Here is a 19,839-nt window from a genome sequence, read left to right as displayed (position 1 = left end):
TAAAGATAAAATGGAAAATCGCTCAACCCGGAAGAGGGAAGAGCGATTTTTTGTGAATGCTATAGTATTTATTTCGTACCAAAAATCCGATCCCCTGCATCTCCCAGACCTGGGCAGATGTAAGCGTTTTCATTCAGGCAGCGATCGACATGACCGACATAGATCTGGACATCCGGATGTGCCTCATGCAGTCTCTTTAATCCTTCCGGAGCAGCGATGATTGCCATGAATTTGATGTTCTTTCCGCCGCGTGCTTTGATAAAGTCGATTGCCTCCACTGCGGAACCGCCGGTTGCCAGCATCGGGTCGGTGACAACGATGGTACGCAGTTCGATCGGGGTTGGCAGCTTGCAGTAGTATTCGTGCGGCTCATGGGTTATCTCGTCGCGGTAGAGTCCGATGTGACCAACCTTTGCGGACGGAACGAGCGCCAGAATACCATTTACCATACCGAGACCGGCACGTAAGATCGGGACAACGGCAAGTTTTTTACCAGCCAGCATCGGAGTGCTGCAGGTTTCGATCGGAGTTTCTACTTCCTGATCTTCCAGCGGAAGATCGCGAAGCGCTTCATAGCCCATCAGCATCGCAATCTCATCGGTCAGGGAACGGAATTCGTTGGTTCCGGTGTTCTTGTTGCGGAGGAGCGAGATCTTGTGCTGAATCAACGGGTGATCGAGAATTGTTACATTTTTCATATTCATAACCTGCCTTTTCTTGAATTTTGATGATGAACGTTTTTTCGTAACGGTGCATAGCGCAGACCGCTTTCGAATTTTGTGCTATCTTCATGCCGTCATTTCCCAAAATCTGTATACATATGTGAAATGTATCGCCCTGATGGCATATTTTCTTTAATTATACACCGAATTATACAGATTGAACAGTCTGTTTTATGATGTATTTTGTTAAAAAGCATCGGTAAAGTTACTGTTCCTGGGTAGGCACTTTTGGAACTGAAAGTGCCGTAAGAAAACGTGGTGGCAGCAGGAATTTGCCGTATTTAAATGCGAAGCCACGGCAAATTCCGTTACTGGGCACGTATGCGTGAACAGTAACTCGGTAAAAGAGCGGTTTGTCATGAAGTAGTGCAGAGCATTTGTAAAAGAATGCAGGTGCTTTTATATGTTTATTAGAATAAAAAATAATACCAGTATTATATATAAGCAATACTTCTGAAAACAAATCAATAAATCTAACTGGAAATGAGAATAGAATGTGGTAAAATATAAAGTAGTGAATTATTGCACAACAATGAAGGAGGAAGCTTTGCCATTATGAAGACTGTATCGATAGCAGAGGAACTGAAAAACAATTCTTATCCGGGACGCGGAATTATCATTGGACGGACGCCGGACGGAAAGAAGGCGGTTACGGCATACTTTATTATGGGAAGAAGCGAGAACAGCCGCAACCGTGTGTTTGTAGAAGAAGGTGAGGGCATCCGCACACAGGCATTTGATCCGGCGAAGCTGGAAGATCCGAGTCTGATTATCTATGCACCGGTCCGTGTGCTGGGAAATAAAACGATCGTGACCAACGGCGATCAGACTGATACGATTTATGAGGGAATGGATCGCCAGATGACCTTTGAGCAGTCCCTCAGAAGCCGCGAGTTTGAGCCGGATGCGCCGAACTACACACCTCGTATTTCCGGTATCCTGCATATCGAGGATGGCGGTTACAACTATGCGCTGTCGATTCTGAAATCCAACGACGGCAATCCGGATTCCTGCCATCGTTATACATATGCGTATGAGAAGCCGGTTGCAGGCGAGGGACATTTCATCCACACCTATATGCACGACGGCAATCCGCTTCCGAGCTTCGAGGGTGAGCCGAAAAAGATCGAGATTCCGGACAGCCTGGATGAGTTTGTAGCGACACTCTGGGAGAATCTGAACCCGGATAATAAGGTATCTCTGTTTGTGCGCTATATTGATATTGCGACCAGAGAGACACAGACGAAGATCATTAACAAAAATAAGTAGGAACAGACTGGAAAATAGTTAAAAAAAGTCAAAAACCGTCTGAAAATGAAAACAGGTCAGAGATAAACGCTCCGCGAGGATGCGCAGTGATTCTGTAAAGAATATGTCAGCTCGCTGACCAGAATCACGCGCCAAGTCTCACGGACGTTCGACTTGAAACAGCATTTGAATCATGCGTTTAAATGGGTATACAGGAGGAATGAAGATGAACGAACTTGAGTTAAAATATGGATGCAACCCGAACCAGAAACCGTCCCGCATTTTTATGGCGGACGGCAGTGAGCTTCCGATCAAGGTACTTTGCGGCAAACCGGGATATATCAATTTCCTGGATGCGTTCAATGGCTGGCAGCTGGTAAGAGAACTGAAAGAGGCAACTGGGCTTCCGGCGGCAACTTCTTTTAAACATGTTTCGCCGGCAGGTGCAGCGGTAGGACTTCCGTTAGACGAGACGATGCGTAAGATTTACTGGGTCGATGATATGGGAGACTTATCTCCGCTTGCGTGTGCATATGCCAGAGCACGAGGTGCAGACCGCATGTCTTCCTTCGGCGATTTTATTTCTCTGTCGGATGTCTGCGATGCAGATACGGCGCGCATCATCAAGAGAGAAGTATCGGATGGCGTGATTGCTCCGGGATATACCAAGGAGGCTCTGGAGATTCTGGAATCAAAGAAAAATGGCAAGTACAATGTCATTGAAATCGATCCGGATTATGTACCAGCTCCGGTGGAGCGCAAACAGGTATTTGGCGTGACCTTTGAGCAGGGTAGAAATAATCTGGCAATCAACCGTGAGCTGCTGGAGAATATCGTGACTGAGAATAAAGAGCTGCCGGATAACGCGAAGATCGACATGATCGTATCTTTGATTACCCTGAAATATACACAGTCCAACTCTGTCTGCTACGTGAAGGATGGACAGGCGATCGGTATCGGCGCAGGTCAGCAGTCCCGTGTACATTGTACCCGTCTGGCAGGTCAGAAAGCCGACAACTGGTATCTGCGCCAATCTCCGCAGGTGTTAAATCTTCAGTTTGTGGATGGAATCAAGCGTGCAGACCGCGACAATGCGATCGATGTTTATATCGGAGAAGAATATATGGATGTGCTGGAAGAGGGCGCATGGCAGAAAATTTTCAAGGTAAAACCGCCGGTATTTACCCGTGAGGAAAAACGCGCATGGCTGGACGGCATGAAGGGTGTAACCATTGGTTCTGATGCATTCTTCCCATTTGGCGACAACATTGAGCGCGCGCACAAGAGCGGCGTTCAGTACATCGCACAGCCGGGCGGATCGGTTCGTGATGACAATGTAATCGAGGTTTGCAATAAATATGGCATTGTAATGGCATTTACGGGAATCCGTCTGTTCCATCATTAATGAAAAAGGGCGTGTGAAAAAACTCTCGTTTTTCACACGCCCTTTTTATTTCGAAATAAAGTGGCTATGATTTCTTATATTTTGCCTCATAATCCCGTAGGCTTACAAGCGCTTCTTTCGACATCGGAATCAGCGCGATCAGGTTGAAGACGGTCATCAGACCGACACCGACATCACCGAGATCCCAGACAAAGGTGTAGGCGGTCAGTCCGCCGACAAACATCATGATCAGGGCGAGAATCTTGTACGCCGTCTGGGCGGCCCAGGTGTCTCCGAAGAGGTAGCTCACATTGGAGCGGGCGTAGAAGAGGATGCCGATGAAGGTAGTGAAACTGAACAGCCACAGGATTACGGCTATGAAAATGACGCCTAATTCCCCGAAATGCCAGCTCATTGCCGCCTGCAGCAGATCCATGCCCTCCAGACCGGAGATTTTATCAGCCGGGACCAGCAGCATGATCATGGCTGTACAGGTGCAGAGAAGCGTGTCGATGAAAACGCCCATCGCCTGCATCAGTCCGACTTTGGCAGGATGGGAGGTTTCTGCCGTCGCTGCCGCACACGGGGCGGAACCGCTTCCTGCTTCATTGGAGAAAAGTCCCCGTTTGACACCGTTCATCAATACGGCGCCGAAGCCGCCTGCGATTGCCTGGCGCAGACCGAGTGCTTCCTCAAAAACGCGGGCAAAAACGCCTGGAAGCTGGCGGAAGTTCACGATAATTAAAAACAGGGTCAGGATAATGTAAATGCCTGCCATGATCGGAACCAGCAGATCCAGAACCCTGACGGAGGCATTTTTCCGAAGAACGATGACTGCCGCAAGGAGAACTAAAAACAAGCATGAGTAGATCGGCGGGATGCCGAATGCATTCTTAAAAGAAGAGGTCACGGAATTACTGATGACCTGGCTGATACCGCACCAGCAGATCAGACCGGAGAGCGCAAACAGTACGGAGAGAAGATTTTTCTTCGAAACCGGCGTGCCCTGTTTCTGGCGTTTGCTGTTGATCCAGTCGTGAATGTAGTAAGCAGGACCGCCGCGGTAACCGCCGTAGAGCGGATCCGGCTGTTTGTGAAGCTGGGCTAAGGTCGCCTCGATGAAAGCGGTTGCCGAACCGAGCAGCGCGGTTACCCACATCCAGAACAACGCACCGGCGCCTCCGGCGGAGAGAGCGGCAACGATACCGACAAGATTTCCCATACCGACGCGGGTCGCAGTTGACACGATCAGTGCCTGGAGTGCGGAGAGAGAGCCACCTTTGTGTCCGGTTTCGGCCTTTTCCAGCAGCGCGCGCAGCATATCCGGAAGCATTCGGATCTGCAGGAACCGCGTCCGGATAGTACAGAAGATACCGGTCGGGACGAGCAGAAGAACCAGAAGCGGCAGGTTGATGGTTGTTCCGCCAGGAAGCGGCAGATGAATCCAGTCACCCCAGAGGAAATAGTAGGTTTTTTCGATTAAATTGATAATTGTATTCATGTTTTCACCCCAAAATTTTATATAGTAAAGGTGCGCCCGCAGGTGCTTGACGATTGATTGAAAGATAGTTATAATGAGTGGCAGGGAGTTTTCAGACTCTCAGTATCATAAGGAAAAGGAGAATTCATATGCAGTACGCAATTGCACATTTAGATCCGAATGAGGACAATCCTTCCATGGAAGAGAATCCATGCATTAATGTTGATTTTGAAAACGAAGAGGAATCATGTCTGGAAGCTGCAACCATGATGATGGATGAAGGCTACAAGATGGTAACTCCATTTTTCATTGAGGACGGCGGCAAAGCAGGCACATACTCCTGGGAGTATGTCAATGCCCATCTGGTTGTCCGTACCAAATAATGTTTCACGTTGTTGTTTAAAACTGTATTGTTTTAAAGTGTGTGAGACTTAAAATGCCGGAAAGAGAAGATCTTTCCGGTTTTTTATATTTACATGTTAGCTGTCCTTGCACATTTATAATAACTATTTCTTGAATATGTAATTAAATCTACTTATTTATATTCCGTATTGTACCGCACAGTTGAGGAAAGTGCAAGGGGAAAATGAGGGATTGTTACTGGAATTTTAAATAAAGATAAATAGTAATAAGTTGAAAGTCGGGTGTAAATCTCCTATAATGGACAGAAGAATCCTCAGGCAGAAAATGGCATACAGGGAGGCAGATGGAGACGGAAAAGAAACAGACAGATGAAAAAAAGGAACTTCGAACCGGATTTACGACCGGAACCTGCGCGGCGGCGTGTACGCGAGCGGCGGTGTTGTTTCTCTGCACAGGGGAAGCACCTGCGGCGGCAGAGACAGTGACACCTTCCGGCGTCCGGGCGATTCTGCCGATTGTCCGGGCAGAGCGGGAGGAAGATAGCGCAGTATGCGGTGTACAGAAGGACTCTGGTGACGATCCGGATGTGACGAATGGAACATTGGTTTGTGCACGGGCCGTCCTGGCTTGTCATGATAGCATAACTGAAAGCGGTTACACAGACCCGGCGTATCCGGGAATTGAGGTAACTGGCGGCGAGGGCATCGGCATGGTGACGCGGGACGGTCTTTCGTGTCCGGTGGGGCATTACGCGATCAACCCGGTACCGCGGACGGCTATTTTCCGGGAGGCAGCTCTGGCACGCCGGGAGGCGGGCATGCCGGAGATACCTTTGCGGATTGAGATTTCTATCCCTTCCGGGCGGGAGCTGGCGGAGAAAACGTTTAACCCGCATCTGGGGATCATCGGTGGTATCTCGGTGCTTGGAACAACTGGGATTGTGAACCCGATGAGTGAGGCGGCATTGGTTGAGACGATCCGGCTGGATATCCGGGTGCACGCCCAGGAGGATGTTTCGCTGCTGGCAGTGGCGCCAGGCAATTATGGAGAACGATTTTTAAAAGAAGAAACCGGGCTTTCGATGGAAAATTTTATCAAGTGCAGTAATTTTATCGGGACCAGCTTTAAAATGCTTTCACAGGAAGGAATTCACCAGGCGCTTTTGGCAGGGCATGTTGGAAAACTGGTCAAAGTGGCAGGTGGTGTGATGAATACACATTCCCGGTATGGTGACAGACGGATGGAGATTTTGTCTGCATGCGCGCGGACCGTTGGATTTCCGGAGGCAGATGCCCTGCTGCCGATGAATACGACTGAGGAAGCGGCAGATTTCCTATATGAACATGGATATCTGAAACAGGTCATGGAGCAGGTGGCGAATCAGGTCAAAGCGGTATTGGAAGAAGAGAGCGGCGTTCAGACGGAGGTAATGCTATTTTCGAGCAATTATGGACTGATGGCGCGGACAGCTGGGGCGGATGCGTATGTGCGAGAGCTGCTGGAGATGGAGAGAGGCATGGAAGTAATGATAGATAGAAGAATCATAAATTACGAAAAGTTGAGATTCGAATATTAAATAAAAAAGGAGAAATCACATATATGGTATATTTCGTCGGAGCAGGTTCGGGAGCGCCAGATTTAATCACAGTGCGGGGAGCACGCCTTTTGAATCAGGCAGACCAGATTATTTATGCAGGTTCTCTGGTCAATCCAGAGCTTTTGGATTATAAAAAAGAATCAGCCGTTGTCTATGACAGTGCGAAAATGACGCTGGAAGAAGTGGTCGAAAAGATCCAAGAAGCGGAATCGACGGGTAAGATGACGGTGCGGCTTCACACGGGCGACCCCTGCGTGTATGGTGCGATCCGGGAACAGATGGACGAGCTGGACAAGTTAAATATCTCTTATAAGGTATGCCCGGGCGTCAGCTCTTTCTGCGGCGCGGCATCTGCATTGAATCTGGAATATACCTTGCCGGGCGTTTCGCAGAGCGTGATTATCACCCGGATGGCGGGGCGGACGCCGGTGCCGGAGAGGGAGAGCATCGCGTCGTTTGCAGCGCATCATGCGACTATGGTTATATTTTTAAGCACGGGAATGCTGAAGAAGCTTTCGGAAGAGCTGATAAAGGGCGGATATGAGGCGGACACGCCGGCGGCGATCGTGTACAAAGCGACCTGGCCGGATGAAAAGCGGGTTGTCTGCACGGTTGCCACGCTTGCAGAGGCGGCAGAGCGGGAAAATATCAAAAAAACAGCTCTGATTATCGTCGGGGATGTGACTGCCCAGGCGGGATACGAGCGTTCACGTTTATATGCGCCAGAATTCACAACTGAATTCCGTCAGGGGACGGATGGTTTTGTATATGAGTAATAGAAAGGGATTGTTATAAATGGAGCAGTTGAAACTTCGGGTCAGGAACGGTATCTGCATTTGCTTTACTGCACAGGGAAAAGAGACGGCGACGCGCCTGCTGGAGAAATTAAGCCAGCAGATGGAAGAGGCGTTTGACTTTTTAGATTATACAGGATCCGAACATTCGAAACCGCTGAAACAGGTGGTCAAGGAAGCATTTCAGGAGAAGGAAGCAATTTTGTTTGTCGGGGCGGCGGGGATTGCAGTCCGTTTGATTGCGCCGTGGGTGCAGGATAAGCTGAAAGATCCGGCGGTGCTGGTGATCGATGAGCAGGGACGTTATGCGATCCCGATTTTGTCTGGACATGTGGGCGGATGCAATGAACTGGCAGAGGCAGCGGCGCAGATTCTGGGGGCAGAACCGGTAATTACGACGGCAACGGATCTGCGGCAGGCATTTGCAGTTGATGTATTTGCAGCGGAAAATGAGCTGGTGATTAGTGATCGGGAACTGGCGAAACAAATCTCCGCGGCGGAGCTGCGCGGTGAAAAAATTGGCTTTTTCAGTGATTATCCAGTAGATGGAATCGTTCCGGCAGAGATTACTCCGGGCGTATGGCAGAAGGAAAACATCTATGTGACGCTGAAACAGGGCGGATGCCCGAAAAATGCCCCAGCGTCTCTGGTGCGCCGGGATATGGTGATTGGGCTGCAGGAGAAGAAGGAACAGCGGGATGCAGTCAAAGCAGCGGCGGTAGTGGCAGTGGAAACCGGCGATTCGGCGAAGGCGGCTGAGATAGATATGTCTGTCGGAAAATCCGATATAGGATCGCCTGGGCAGAAAAGTGAGCAGAAGAAAGAGCAAAGTTATGAGTCGGAAAATGAATCAGGTACGCCGGAACTTCTGCGCCTGTATCCGCGAACGGTTGTTCTTGGAATGGGATGCCGCCGGGATTCCTCCCTGAATGCTGTCCGGGAGATGGCAAGAGTGGCACTTTCTCGGGCGATGATTGATAAAAGTGCGGTGCGGGCGATTGCAACGGTAGATCGGAAGAAAAATGAGATGGCATTCTGGCGCTTGCGAAGGAGTGGGATGTGGAACTGTGGAGTTTTACCCCGGAAGAGCTGGAAAGTGCCGGTACGAAGTTTGCAGAATCGCCGTTTGTGCGGAAGACAGTAGGGGTAGGAAATGTTTGTGAGCGTGCAGCCGTCATGGGGGTGCGCCGGATTTACCGGGAACGGGAGATGGATGAGAAAAATCTGCCTGCGATTGATCTGAGAGTACAGAAAATGGCGTTTAACGGTGTGACGGCAGCAGTAGCGGTTCCGGCATCGGAGCAAGTAAGGAGGCAGCAGTGGAAGAAAAAAAATTATACGTGATCGGAATTGGACCGGGGGCGAGAGAACAGATGACGGTCCGGGCAGACCGCATTTTGCGGGAAAGCCAGGTGATCATCGGTTATACGGTATACGTGGACCTGGTAAAAGAATTTTATCCACAGGCGGAATTTCTGACAACGCCGATGCGCCAGGAAAAGGAACGCTGTGAGATGGCATTAAAAGCGGCGCAGGATGGTCGGAAAACAGCAATGATCTGCAGTGGGGACAGCGGCGTCTATGGCATGGCGGGGCTGGTGTTGCAGATGGCAGAGGCGTACCCGGATGTGAACGTGGAAGTAATTCCAGGAGTGACGGCAGCGCTGGGAGGCGGAGCCATTCTCGGTGCACCGTTGGGACATGATTTTGCGGTGATCAGCCTGAGTGACCTTCTGACGCCGATGGAAGTGATCGAAAAAAGGCTGCGTGCAGCGGCGGAAGCGGATTTTATTATCTGCCTCTACAATCCATCCAGCCGGAAACGCCACGATTATCTGGAGCGTGCCTGCCGGATTCTTTTAGAGTATAAAAGTGGTGAGACTGCCTGCGGATATGTACAGAATATTGGCCGCGAGGGCGAGGCGGTGCACCTTCTGACACTGGCAGAACTGGAAAAGACGCCGGTGGATATGTTTACGACCGTATTTATTGGAAATAAGGAAACGCAGATGTTAAATGGATGTCTGGTGACACCGAGGGGATACCGCGATGTGTAAAATATGGATATTTGGAGGAACGACAGAAGGGCGCCTGCTGGCGGAATATTGTAGCCGGGAAAAGATTGAGGCGTGGGTCAGCGTGGCTTCGGAGTATGGAGAGGAGCTTTTGCAGGAGGAGCTGATGGAATCTGGGAATGCAGGGAATCCAGATTTGAACCACAATACTTGCCTTGCAAAGAAAAACTTGAAAACGGTTCAGGCATCCTCAGTGATAAAAGTCTTACGTGGACGGATGGATCGTTACCAGATGGAAGAATTTATCCGAAACCAGGGGATTCATCTTGTGATCGATGCAACACATCCGCATGCCAGACTTGTTTCAGAAGAAATCCAGGAAGCGTGCGGACGGACCGGTGTCCGCCTGGAACGGTGCCTGCGCGCAGAGGGCGAACAAAACAAAGCACGTGATTGGGTCGAGGTTGATTCCATTCAGGAGGCAGTGTCATTTCTTTCTTCTGTTTCCGGCGTGATTTTTGCCACAACCGGCAGTAAAGAACTGGAAGCCCTGTGCCAGATACCAGATTATCAAAAACGGGTGTATGCGAGAGTGCTTCCAACTTCGAATGTTTTGAAGAAATGTGAAAAATTGGGGATAACTGGCAGCCATCTGATTGCGATGCAGGGACCTTTTTCCACCGAAATGAATACGCTATTTCTCCGACAGACAAAAGCGGAGTGGCTATTGACGAAAGATTCCGGGCGTGCGGGCGGATTTCAGGAAAAGGTGGAAGCGGCGCGTGAAAATGGAACCAGAGTGGTTGTGATCCGCAGACCGGAGGAGGATGGTATTTCGCTGGAAGAGGCAATGGAGGTGCTGAAGAAGGCGGATGAGGGGAATGTTGGAGAGTTAAAAACACATTTGATTCTGGCGGGAATTGGCATGGGACAGCCGTCCCAGATGACAGGGGAAGTCCTTCGGGCAATTCGAGAGAGTGACGCCTTGATTGGCGCGGGGCGTATGCTGGAATCCGCGGAGAGAGCGCTGCAGAATGATTTGCTGATTAGCAAGGAAGGAAAAGCTGAAAACAGACAGGAATCAGCGGCTGCGGTGGAAAAAGAAACGAAGTGCTATAAAGCATATCTTCCTGACGATGTGATACAGATTGTATCGAAGCACCCGGAATGGAAGCAGGCGGTCATCCTGTATTCGGGTGATACCGGCTTTTTCAGCGGGGCATCCAGGATGGCAGAGCGGCTGCGGGAAGCTGGTTATCCATTTACCGTCTATCCGGGTACATCCTGTGTCAGTTATCTGGCGGCACGCCTGGGGACGCACTGGGAAGATGCGGCGATTTATTCCGCACATGGAAGAGAATTGTCTGTCGATCGGGTGATGAAACGTCTGTGTGATCCAGAAGAACCGGCTAAGCGTGCGTTTATCCTCATGGGCGGCAAAAATGGAGCTGGACAGTTTTGTGAACGTCTGACACAGGCGGGATATGGAAATGTACAGGTGACGGTTGGTGAAAACTTATCGTACCCGGAAGAGCAGATCCGGAGCGGAACCGCGGAAGAAATGAAAAAATTGGAATTTGCGGATTTGAGCTTGATGCTGCTGGAAGTCACGGATGAAATAAAGCGTGGGCAGAACGAAGAGGAAAAGATTACAGATGGTAACAATACAGAAACAAAAAATGTAGAGAAGTTGATATATGAACAGAAAATGGTGTCAGAAAAAATGCCATCCGATGTTCGAGTAACAGAATCATATAAAAATGATGCAGATAAACTTTTGCCACATGAGGCTTCTGTCAGAGCATGTCCACGCATCATGCTTGCCGCCCCCAAAAGCGGCAGTGGAAAAACTCTTTTGACCTGCGGACTGCTTGAAATCCTTCGCCGCCGCGGTCTGAATCCGATCGCGTGCAAATGTGGACCGGACTATATCGATCCAATGTTTCACCGCTATGTGCTCGGCATTCCCGGGCGAAATCTCGATAGCTTTTTTCTGCCGGCGGAAGGCGTGCGGAAGGTTTTGGTGGATGCAGTGCGGGAAGAACAGGCGGGAATTGCAGTTTTAGAGGGTGTCATGGGCTATTATGACGGCTTGGGCGGAACAGAAACGTCCGCCAGCAGCTGGGAGATTGCAGAGATCACAGACACGCCGGCGATTCTGGTGCTGGACTGTAAGGGCGCATCGTTGTCGGCGGCAGCAATGGCATCTGGATTTTTGCATTTCCGGAAAAAAAGCCATATTGCCGGAGTGATTTTGAACCGGGTTTCTTCGATGTATTATGAGCGGCTGGCAGCAGCCGTGGAAGAGGCGTCGGGGCTTCCGGTGCTTGGTTATCTGCCGGAATCCGAGGAATACCGCATGGAAAGCCGCCATCTGGGACTTTTTCTGCCGGGCGAGATCGATCGGCTGCGCGAGCGGATCGGGCGATTGGCAGATCAGATGGAGAAGTCGATTGCGGTGGATCGGGTGCTGGAAGTGGCAGGGATGCTGCCATTGAGGATAGAAAACAAAGAGAAAGAAAAAGCAGAAAACGAATCAATGGAGGCGGAAAGTATAGCGAAATTCCCAGCATGTCAAGAGCAAAAAGTCACCTCGCGCGTCCGCATCGGTGTTGCTCGTGACGAGGCATTCTGCTTCTACTATCAGGAAAATTTCCGCCTTCTGGAACAGATGGGTGCGGAGCTGGTTTATTTCAGTCCACTGAGGGATAAAAAAATCCCGGACAGAGTGGATGGGCTTTTATTTGGCGGCGGTTATCCGGAGAATTATGCACGGGAGCTGGCAAAGAACGCGGCGATGCGTGAGAGTATCCGGCGGTCGATTGCGGCGGGAATGCCGTTTCTGGCGGAATGCGGTGGATTTTTATATTTACACCGTACTCTTGAAGGAAGCGATGGAAAACACTGGGAAATGGCTGGCGTTTATCCATTTGACGCTTACCGGACGAACCGCCTGCGCCGGTTTGGCTATGTGCGTCTGCTGACCTCATCCGGTCAGGAAATTCACGGGCATGAGTTCCATTACTGGGAGAGCGAAGATCCGGGCACCGACTGGGAGGCAGTCAAACCGACCGGAAACCGAAGTTGGCGCTGCATCCATGAAAAGGGAGGACAGATTGGCGGATTTCCGCATCTCTATTATGCATCCTGTCCAGATTTTTTGCGAAAATGGCTGGATGAATGTGCCAAAGGGAGTCAGCAAAAATATACCAATTGAGTGAATTTATATGAGAATTTAGAAAATGGGGAGTACCAAATGCGAGATGAATGGTTTATCCGGGGCAAGGTCCCGATGACGAAGAGTGAGGTGCGGACCGTGTCATTGTCCAAGCTGGAATTGTATGAGGACTGTGAGTTCTGGGACATTGGCGCGGGAACGGGTTCTGTCAGTGTGGAAGCGGCGGTAAGCTGTCCGGGGATTCATGTGTGTGCGTTTGAATATAAGGAAGAGGCGGTTGATCTGATCCGGGCAAATTGTGAGAAAGCCAGAACAGAGGCGGTCACGATCGTGCCGGGAAAGGCGCCGGAGACATTTGCACAGGTAAGTGTTCACCGACCGGATCGGGCATTTATCGGGGGAACAACCGGACAGATGCGCGAGATTCTGGATGAATTGTTCCGCTTGAACCCAGATATCCGAATTGTGATCAACCTGATTGCGCTGGAGTCTCTGACAGTGCTTATGAGTTACCTGAAAGAGCGCGGGATAGAGGCGGAGATTCTGTCCATGCAGATTGCAAAAGCGGAGAAGATTGGTTCCAGTCATTTGATGAAAGGGCAGAATCCAATCTATATCATATCACTGGGAGGAAATGAAGCGTGAAGAAAATGATTCAGCCAGAGGCATTAAAAGTGGGCGAGAATCGTATAAGCGCGAACGATGCAAGGAGTGTAAAATTAGATTTTGCACCAATGGAGGGAATCACGGGATACGTATTCCGGCAGGCGCATGCAGTCATTTATGGGGGCGTTGACCGGTATTACAGTCCGTTCATTGCACCAGGTTCCAGCCATAAGCTGACATCCAGGGAAAGGAACGATATTCTTCCAGAGCATAATCAGGGATTATGCCTGATCCCGCAGATTCTGACGCATTCGGCGGAAGATTTTCTGTGGGTTTGCGAGGAACTGGCGGAGTATGGATATAGGACGGTTAATCTGAACCTGGGCTGTCCGTCGGGGACGGTGGTTACGAAGAAAAAGGGCGCGGGATTTTTAGCCGAGCCGGAAGATTTGAGCTTGTTTCTGGAGGAAGTCTGCAACGGATTGGAAAAAATCCACGCTGCGGATGGAAAGCCGGTGCGTTTGTCGATCAAAACCCGGATCGGCATGAAAGAAGCGTCTGAATTTCCACGCCTGCTCGCAATCTATAATCATTATCCGCTGGAAGAACTGATTGTACACCCGAGAGTGCGCGAGGACTATTATAAGGGGAAAATACGGATGGAGTCATTTGCGTATGCGCTGGAGCAGAGCCGCTGCCCGGTCAGCTATAATGGAAATCTTTTTTCGGCGGCGGATGCGTCTGCACTTATGAAAGAAATTGTAGGACAAGATGAAGCATCTGATAGCGGTAAAACGCAGAAAAAAATGAAATTAGCCGCACTGATGTTTGGGCGCGGTGCGGTTGCGAGCCCGTGGATTTTTGGAGAGGTGCGGAATCTGCCATCCTCGAATCATCTCCAATCTTTCCAGCAGTTCCACGATCGCCTCCTGACCGGTTATGCAGAAATCATGTCCGGCGACCGGAATACTTTGTTTAAAATGAAGGAACTCTGGTACTATTTCCAGTGCCATTTTCCGGGATGTGAAAAAGAATTGAAGAAGATTAAGAAGGCACAGAAGCTGTCTGACTACCGGGCTGCTGTTCAGGCGATGTTTGCGAGCGGGCGGTTTGTGGAAGATGGCTTTCGCAACCCGGCACTATAGGATTGGTACCGGGCTGTCCTGTAACCATCCTCTCATTCAGGCAGTACAGTGTTGCGAATATCAGATTTTACACAGATTTTACATTTCCTGCTGGTTATTTTTACATTTATTTGATATAGTGAAGACATACTATGTGTAAAGATCAAAAGATGATGGGAGAATATGTATGTCTATTAGTACTTTGGGAACACTCTTTCAGTTCATTGGAGGACTGGGAATGTTCCTGTATGGAATGGAGTCGATGGCGGATGGTCTGCAGAAGTTTGCGGGCAACCGTTTACAACGTGTGCTTGAGATCCTGACTTCGAACCGCTTGCTGGGCGTGCTGGTGGGCGCGGGCGTTACCGCGATCATTCAGAGTAGTTCCGCGACGACGGTTATGGTCGTTGGTTTCGTAAATGCCGGAATTATCAATCTTCTGCAGGCGACCGGCATCATCATGGGTGCCAACATTGGTACGACTGTGACGAGCTGGATTGTGTCGATGAGTGAGTGGGGCGAGGTGTTAAAGCCAGAGTTCTTTGCACCGGTTCTCTTCGGTATCGGCGCATTCATCACGATGTTTGCGAAGAGCCACAAGAAAAAAGAGGGTGCCGAAGTCCTGATCGGTTTTGCACTCCTGTTTATCGGTCTTTCTTTCATGTCCGGTTCGATTGAGCCGTACCGGGATGCGCCGATCTTCTCCGAGTCCTTCCGGGTACTGGGACAGAATCCACTTTTAGGTATTTTAGTCGGTCTGGCAGTTACCGCAATCATCCAGAGTAGTTCCGCGTCCGTCGGTATTTTACAGATGCTGGCGATCAACGGCATGGTAAACTGGCAGTCAGCAGTCTTTATTACATTGGGACAGAACATCGGTACCTGTGCGACCGCGCTGTTATCCTGTATCGGTACGACCCGTACGGCAAAGCGTGCGGCGGTCATTCACCTTCTGTTCAATGTGACGGGTGCAGTTGTATTTGGCGTCGCTTTATACATCGTGTTTATGATGAATCCGGAGCTTGCGATGACGCGTGCGGACAGTGTGGGAATTTCGATTTTCCATACGATATTTAACGTTGTCAACACCTGCATTATGTTCCCGTTTGCTGGTTTCCTGGTAAAGGCATCGGATGTGATTGTTCCGAAGCCGAAGGAGACAGAGAAAGAGTGGTCGGCAAACAGTGTCGAGACCGAGATGATCCGTCACTTAGACGACCGTATCCTCGAAACTCCGTCCTTTGCGATTGAGACGGCGTGCAACGAGGTTGTCAACATGGGTAAGGTAGCGGTTGCCAACTTAAAAATAGCGACAGCAGCCTTAGTAGATGCAGATGATAATTTCTGTGAACAGGTATTTGAAAATGAAGAGACCATCGACCGCATGGAGAAAATGCTGACCGAATATCTCTTAAAGATCAACAACCTCTCCTTAAATGATGAACAGCATCTTCTTGTTAAGAATATGTATTATACAATCGGTGATCTTGAACGTGTCGGTGACCACTGTGAAAACTTAGCAGAGCTTGCCAAGAAACGGATTGAGAATGTGAATATTGATTTCTCGGATCTGGCGCTGAAAGAGCTGCGGACGATTGCAGATGCAACGCTTAAATCGGTCGAGGCGTCCGTGGAGGCGCGTCAGGCGCATGACATGCAGAAAGTACGTCAGACTGCCCGCTGGGAGGAAGAGGTTGACAATATGGAGGAGGAGATGCGCGAGAGCCATATGAACCGTCTTTCCAATGGAGAATGCAAGATTGAGGGCGGTGTTATCTTCCTGGATGCACTGGCAAATTATGAGAGAATCGCGGATCATGCCAAGAATGTAGCTGGCTACGTAAAGGAAGAGATGCAGTAATGAAATATCGGATATATGTGATTGAGGATGATGAAAATATCCGGAATCTGATCTGCGTGGCACTGGAAAACTTCGGTTACTGCGCCAGCGGATTTGAGACGGCAGAGGAAGCGCTTGACAGCCTTTCGGCCCTGCTTCGGAGAGGCAGGGAGGCGCAGCGGGAGTATCCGGCGATGTTTGTATTCGACTGGATGCTGCCGGGGATGGACGGCATGGCGGCGATCCGCAAGATCCGGGAGATGCCGGACTTTTCCGCAGCCCCGGTCCTGATGCTGACGGCAAAGGATCGTGAGATGGATATTGTACAGGGACTTGACAACGGTGCTGACGACTACATGACGAAACCCTTCGGTATTCTGGAGCTTTCGGCGCGCGTCAGAAACCTTTTAAAGCGGGTGGAACCTGCAAAAGAGGAGGTTTCCAGCCTGACGATCGGTGAAGTCAGCATCAACCGGGAGACGCGAGAGGTGATTGCCTGCGGCGACCGGACGGAGCTGACGCTCAAAGAATTTGAACTTTTAACATATCTCATGGAACATATCAACCGGGTGGTGACGCGCGACGAGCTTCTCGACCATATCTGGGGCTATGACTATGATGGGGAGACGAGAACGCTGGATATGCACATCAAGACACTCCGGCAGAAGCTGCATGACGCCGGAGCCCAGATCAAGACAGTGCGCGGCGTGGGCTATCGGTTTTTAAAGGAAAAAGAAGCGGGAAAGTGATGAAACGATGCGAAAAGCGATTTTGACGAAATTTATTCATCTGTTATTCCTGGCGCTGGTTCTGAATACATTTATCGCTCTGGTGGTTACCAGCAGTGTATTGCTCAAACGGTCAAGGGAGGACATGCATTTTGCATTGGAATCCGTTGACCGTATGTTGGATTATACGGGAAATGTGGAAGAACAGCTGATGGATTTGAGCGACCTTACGAACGACAATAATAGCCGTTATACGCTGATCCGGATGGATGGCACGGTGGTGGCTGATACGGAAGTAGCGCAGGTGAATCAGATGGAAAATCATCTGGAGCGCAAGGAAGTGAAGGATGCGCTGGCGACGGGATATGGATATTCGGTGCGGCGCTCCGGAACGTTAGGAATGCAGATGGCGTACGCGGCGATCCGTTCATCGGACGGCAAATACATACTGCGCCTTTCTGCCTGTTCAACCGGTTGGGTGAATATATCCTGATGTTGATTCCGGCCGCTTTTTTGAGCTTTGGAATAGCTTTTTTTGCATCGGCAATGGAGGCGGAACGGTTTTCCCAGTCCATCACGCGTCCTTTGCAGGAAATTTCCAGTGAAATGGTGCGGATGGATGACGACTACACGCGTTTTCAGTTTGAAAAATGCCCGTATGAGGAGATAAATGTCATCGCGGACACGACGACGCGGATGTCCCGAAATATGAAGAAATATCTGGAGCGCATTGAGAAAGAAAAACAGATCCGGCAGGAGTTTTTCAGCAATGCATCGCATGAGCTGAAAACACCGATCACTTCGATCCGCGGTTACGTCGAGCTTTTGGAAAGCGGCATGGCACAGGATCCGGGCACGGCACGTGATTTTCTGGGACGCATAAAAAAAGAGGCAATGCGGATGACGAACCTGGTGGATGATATTTTGATGATCTCCCGTCTGGAATCCCGCGGTGCGAAAGCAGATATTGTGACGATCCGCACGGTGGAACTGCTGGAGGACAGCCTGTCTTCGATTGCCGCGCAGGCGGCGTCGCGCGGCATCACAGTCCATAAAGAGTGCGAGAATTTCACGATTCGTGCCGATCTGCGCCAGATGCAGGAGCTGTTTAACAATCTGTTGACAAACGCGGTCAAGTATAACAACGAGGGCGGCGAAATCTGGGTGCAGGTCAAGCACTGGGGCGCGGATATGATACTGACGGTCCGCGACACCGGCGTCGGCATCCCGGCGGAGAGCCAGAGCCGTATTTTTGAGCGGTTTTACCGGGTGGATAAAGGGCGCAGCCGCAAACAGGGCGGCACCGGGCTTGGTCTTTCGATCGTCAAGCATATCGTGAATTTTTATCATGGAAGCGTGAAGGTAGAGTCGGAAGTCGGAAAAGGTTCAACGTTTACGGTGAAACTGCAGATCGCGGAAGCAAAATAAAAAAGAGTCAACCTAAATTCCCTATAAAATAGCGGAATTTTAGGTTGACTCTTTTTGGAGTTTGTAGTATGATTGCTTTAAAGCGTAACAGTTCAGCTCTTTAAAGCGAAAAATAAATCATGGTTTGATGCATAAGAGGAAAATCTGTTACATACGTTGAAAAGGTTCAGGAGGATGATATTATGAGAAAGACAAAGAAATTAGCAGCCCTGATGCTGGCTGGCGCGATGGCGGCATCCCTAGCAGCCTGCGGAGGACAGACAGCAAGTACGGACACGACAGCAGCGGAGTCCGCAGACGGAGAAGAAAGCAAAGAGGCAGAGCAGACAGCAGACGGCGAGACCTATAAGATTGGCGTATTACAGCTGACCCAGCATGTGGCACTGGATAAGACCAATGAGGGCTTCGTGGCAGCGCTGGACGATGCAGGCATCAAATACGAGATCGACCAGCAGAATGCAGCTGGCGAGCAGTCTGCATGCCAGACGATCGCAGAGAAACTGGTCAACGATAAAGATGATTTGATTTTTGCAATCGCAACCCCGGCAGCACAGGCAGTTGCAGGTGTGACGGATTCGATTCCGATTCTTGTCAGCGCTGTTACCGATCCGGCGGCTTCCGGTCTGGTAGAGAGCAACGAGGTTCCGGGCGGCAACGTATCGGGTACTTCTGATCTGACTCCGGTTAAAGAGCAGATTGATCTGATGCAGCAGATTATTCCAGATGTAAAAAAGGTCGGACTTCTGTATTGCAGCGCGGAGGCAAACTCCGTTCTTCAGATTGACATGGCGAAAGAAGCACTTGATACAGCTGGTATTGAGTATGAAGATTACACCGTTTCCAATTCCAATGAGATTCCTACCGTTGTAGAATCTATGGTTGGCAATGTAGACTGTGTATACACACCAACCGACAACATGATCGCGGCTGGTATGGCAACCGTAACGATGGTAACAAATGAGAATAAACTTCCGGTTATCTGCGGCGAGAAAGGCATGGTAGATGCAGGCGGTCTTGCTACTTACGGTATTGATTACTACCAGTTAGGCTACATGACCGGTGAGCAGGCCGTTAAAATCCTGACTGAGGGCGCCGATATTTCTAAGATGCCGATCGGTTATCTGGACGCTTCCAAGTGCGAGCTGAGTGTCAATGAAGAGACAGCGCAGACGCTGGGAATCGATGTATCTGGACTTGAGAAATAAAGAGTACTAGAAAGACCTAAACTTCAAATGAGATGGACTGTCAGATCAGAAGCATAAAATAAATATGCCGATCTGGCAGTCTTTACAGTTAATCAGATGAAGAAAATACAAAACACAGGGAGGTAAA

At 49.9% G+C, this 19,839-nt stretch carries 18 protein-coding genes; 16 read left to right on the top strand and 2 right to left on the bottom strand.

The window, feature by feature from the left end:
• Positions 1–68: 68 nt before the first annotated feature.
• Entirely contained in the window at positions 69–698 is a 630-nt protein-coding gene (gene upp, locus DWZ16_RS09235; RefSeq protein ID WP_118472689.1) for a uracil phosphoribosyltransferase, read from the bottom strand.
• A gap of 579 nt (positions 699–1,277) precedes the next feature.
• Here upp and DWZ16_RS09230 point away from each other — a divergent pair.
• Together DWZ16_RS09230 and DWZ16_RS09225 are read left to right on the top strand one after the other, a co-directional pair.
• Positions 1,278–1,991 carry an IMP cyclohydrolase gene (locus DWZ16_RS09230; RefSeq protein WP_106999983.1) on the top strand — a complete coding sequence of 238 codons (714 nt, stop codon included), beginning with the start codon at positions 1,278–1,280 and terminating at the stop codon, positions 1,989–1,991.
• Positions 1,992–2,196: 205 nt separating this feature from the next.
• Positions 2,197–3,375, top strand: coding sequence for a phosphoribosylaminoimidazolecarboxamide formyltransferase (locus DWZ16_RS09225; protein ID WP_106999982.1), 1,179 nt, complete (start codon positions 2,197–2,199; stop codon positions 3,373–3,375).
• Positions 3,376–3,439: 64 nt separating this feature from the next.
• Here DWZ16_RS09225 and DWZ16_RS09220 read toward each other — a convergent pair whose 3' ends face one another.
• Positions 3,440–4,855 carry an alanine/glycine:cation symporter family protein gene (locus DWZ16_RS09220; RefSeq protein ID WP_118472688.1) on the bottom strand — a complete coding sequence of 472 codons (1,416 nt, stop codon included), beginning with the start codon at positions 4,853–4,855 and terminating at the stop codon, positions 3,440–3,442.
• A gap of 128 nt (positions 4,856–4,983) precedes the next feature.
• Between DWZ16_RS09220 and DWZ16_RS09215 the strand changes: the two genes are divergently transcribed.
• The 14 genes from DWZ16_RS09215 (at position 4,984) to DWZ16_RS09155 (ending at position 19,712) form a co-directional block, all read left to right on the top strand.
• Entirely contained in the window at positions 4,984–5,217 is a 234-nt protein-coding gene (locus tag DWZ16_RS09215; RefSeq protein ID WP_022358715.1) for a hypothetical protein, read from the top strand.
• Between the two features lie 323 nt (positions 5,218–5,540).
• Positions 5,541–6,773: a cobalt-precorrin-5B (C(1))-methyltransferase CbiD gene (cbiD, locus tag DWZ16_RS09210; protein WP_118468679.1), complete on the top strand. Its 1,233-nt coding sequence runs from the start codon at positions 5,541–5,543 to the stop codon at positions 6,771–6,773.
• Positions 6,774–6,796: 23 nt separating this feature from the next.
• Positions 6,797–7,570, top strand: a complete 774-nt coding sequence (gene cobM / locus DWZ16_RS09205) for a precorrin-4 C(11)-methyltransferase (RefSeq protein ID WP_022358712.1) — start codon at positions 6,797–6,799, stop codon at positions 7,568–7,570.
• A gap of 19 nt (positions 7,571–7,589) precedes the next feature.
• Positions 7,590–8,732 carry a cobalamin biosynthesis protein gene (locus DWZ16_RS09200; protein WP_118522658.1) on the top strand — a complete coding sequence of 381 codons (1,143 nt, stop codon included), beginning with the start codon at positions 7,590–7,592 and terminating at the stop codon, positions 8,730–8,732.
• Entirely contained in the window at positions 8,648–8,932 is a 285-nt protein-coding gene (locus tag DWZ16_RS09195; RefSeq protein WP_182427325.1) for a cobalamin biosynthesis protein, read from the top strand. The genes DWZ16_RS09200 and DWZ16_RS09195 overlap by 85 nt, the downstream gene beginning before the upstream one ends.
• Before the next feature lie 29 nt (positions 8,933–8,961).
• On the top strand, positions 8,962–9,645 hold the full coding sequence (gene cobJ / locus DWZ16_RS09190; RefSeq protein WP_117795792.1) for a precorrin-3B C(17)-methyltransferase: 684 nt from the start codon (positions 8,962–8,964) through the stop codon (positions 9,643–9,645).
• Positions 9,638–12,820 carry a cobyrinate a,c-diamide synthase gene (locus tag DWZ16_RS09185; RefSeq protein ID WP_106999978.1) on the top strand — a complete coding sequence of 1,061 codons (3,183 nt, stop codon included), beginning with the start codon at positions 9,638–9,640 and terminating at the stop codon, positions 12,818–12,820. The genes cobJ and DWZ16_RS09185 overlap by 8 nt, the downstream gene beginning before the upstream one ends.
• 39 nt (positions 12,821–12,859) lie before the next feature.
• Positions 12,860–13,426: a precorrin-6Y C5,15-methyltransferase (decarboxylating) subunit CbiT gene (gene cbiT, locus DWZ16_RS09180; RefSeq protein ID WP_106999977.1), complete on the top strand. Its 567-nt coding sequence runs from the start codon at positions 12,860–12,862 to the stop codon at positions 13,424–13,426.
• A gap of 5 nt (positions 13,427–13,431) precedes the next feature.
• On the top strand, positions 13,432–14,532 hold the full coding sequence (locus DWZ16_RS09175) for a tRNA dihydrouridine synthase (protein ID WP_118522663.1): 1,101 nt from the start codon (positions 13,432–13,434) through the stop codon (positions 14,530–14,532).
• 166 nt (positions 14,533–14,698) lie between these two features.
• The gene (locus DWZ16_RS09170; RefSeq protein ID WP_022358706.1) at positions 14,699–16,372 is read left to right on the top strand and encodes a Na/Pi cotransporter family protein; all 1,674 of its coding nucleotides are present in this window, start codon (positions 14,699–14,701) and stop codon (positions 16,370–16,372) included.
• Positions 16,372–17,100: a response regulator transcription factor gene (locus tag DWZ16_RS09165; protein WP_118472683.1), complete on the top strand. Its 729-nt coding sequence runs from the start codon at positions 16,372–16,374 to the stop codon at positions 17,098–17,100. Before DWZ16_RS09170 ends, DWZ16_RS09165 begins: the two co-directional genes overlap by 1 nt.
• A gap of 7 nt (positions 17,101–17,107) precedes the next feature.
• Positions 17,108–17,572 carry a hypothetical protein gene (locus DWZ16_RS16820; protein WP_347474941.1) on the top strand — a complete coding sequence of 155 codons (465 nt, stop codon included), beginning with the start codon at positions 17,108–17,110 and terminating at the stop codon, positions 17,570–17,572.
• Positions 17,572–18,507 (top strand): ATP-binding protein, encoded by a 936-nt coding sequence (locus DWZ16_RS09160; protein ID WP_412694319.1) that lies wholly within the window; start codon positions 17,572–17,574, stop codon positions 18,505–18,507. Before DWZ16_RS16820 ends, DWZ16_RS09160 begins: the two co-directional genes overlap by 1 nt.
• Before the next feature lie 182 nt (positions 18,508–18,689).
• Positions 18,690–19,712, top strand: a complete 1,023-nt coding sequence (locus DWZ16_RS09155; protein WP_106999973.1) for an ABC transporter substrate-binding protein — start codon at positions 18,690–18,692, stop codon at positions 19,710–19,712.
• The last annotated feature ends 127 nt before the right edge of the window (positions 19,713–19,839 follow it).

The organism is Clostridium sp. AF29-8BH, assembly GCF_003478145.1.
Lineage (GTDB): Bacteria > Bacillota > Clostridia > Lachnospirales > Lachnospiraceae > Otoolea > Otoolea fessa.
The sequence above is the reverse complement of the archived record's forward strand: the minus strand, read 5'-3'. Positions and strand labels throughout refer to the sequence as shown.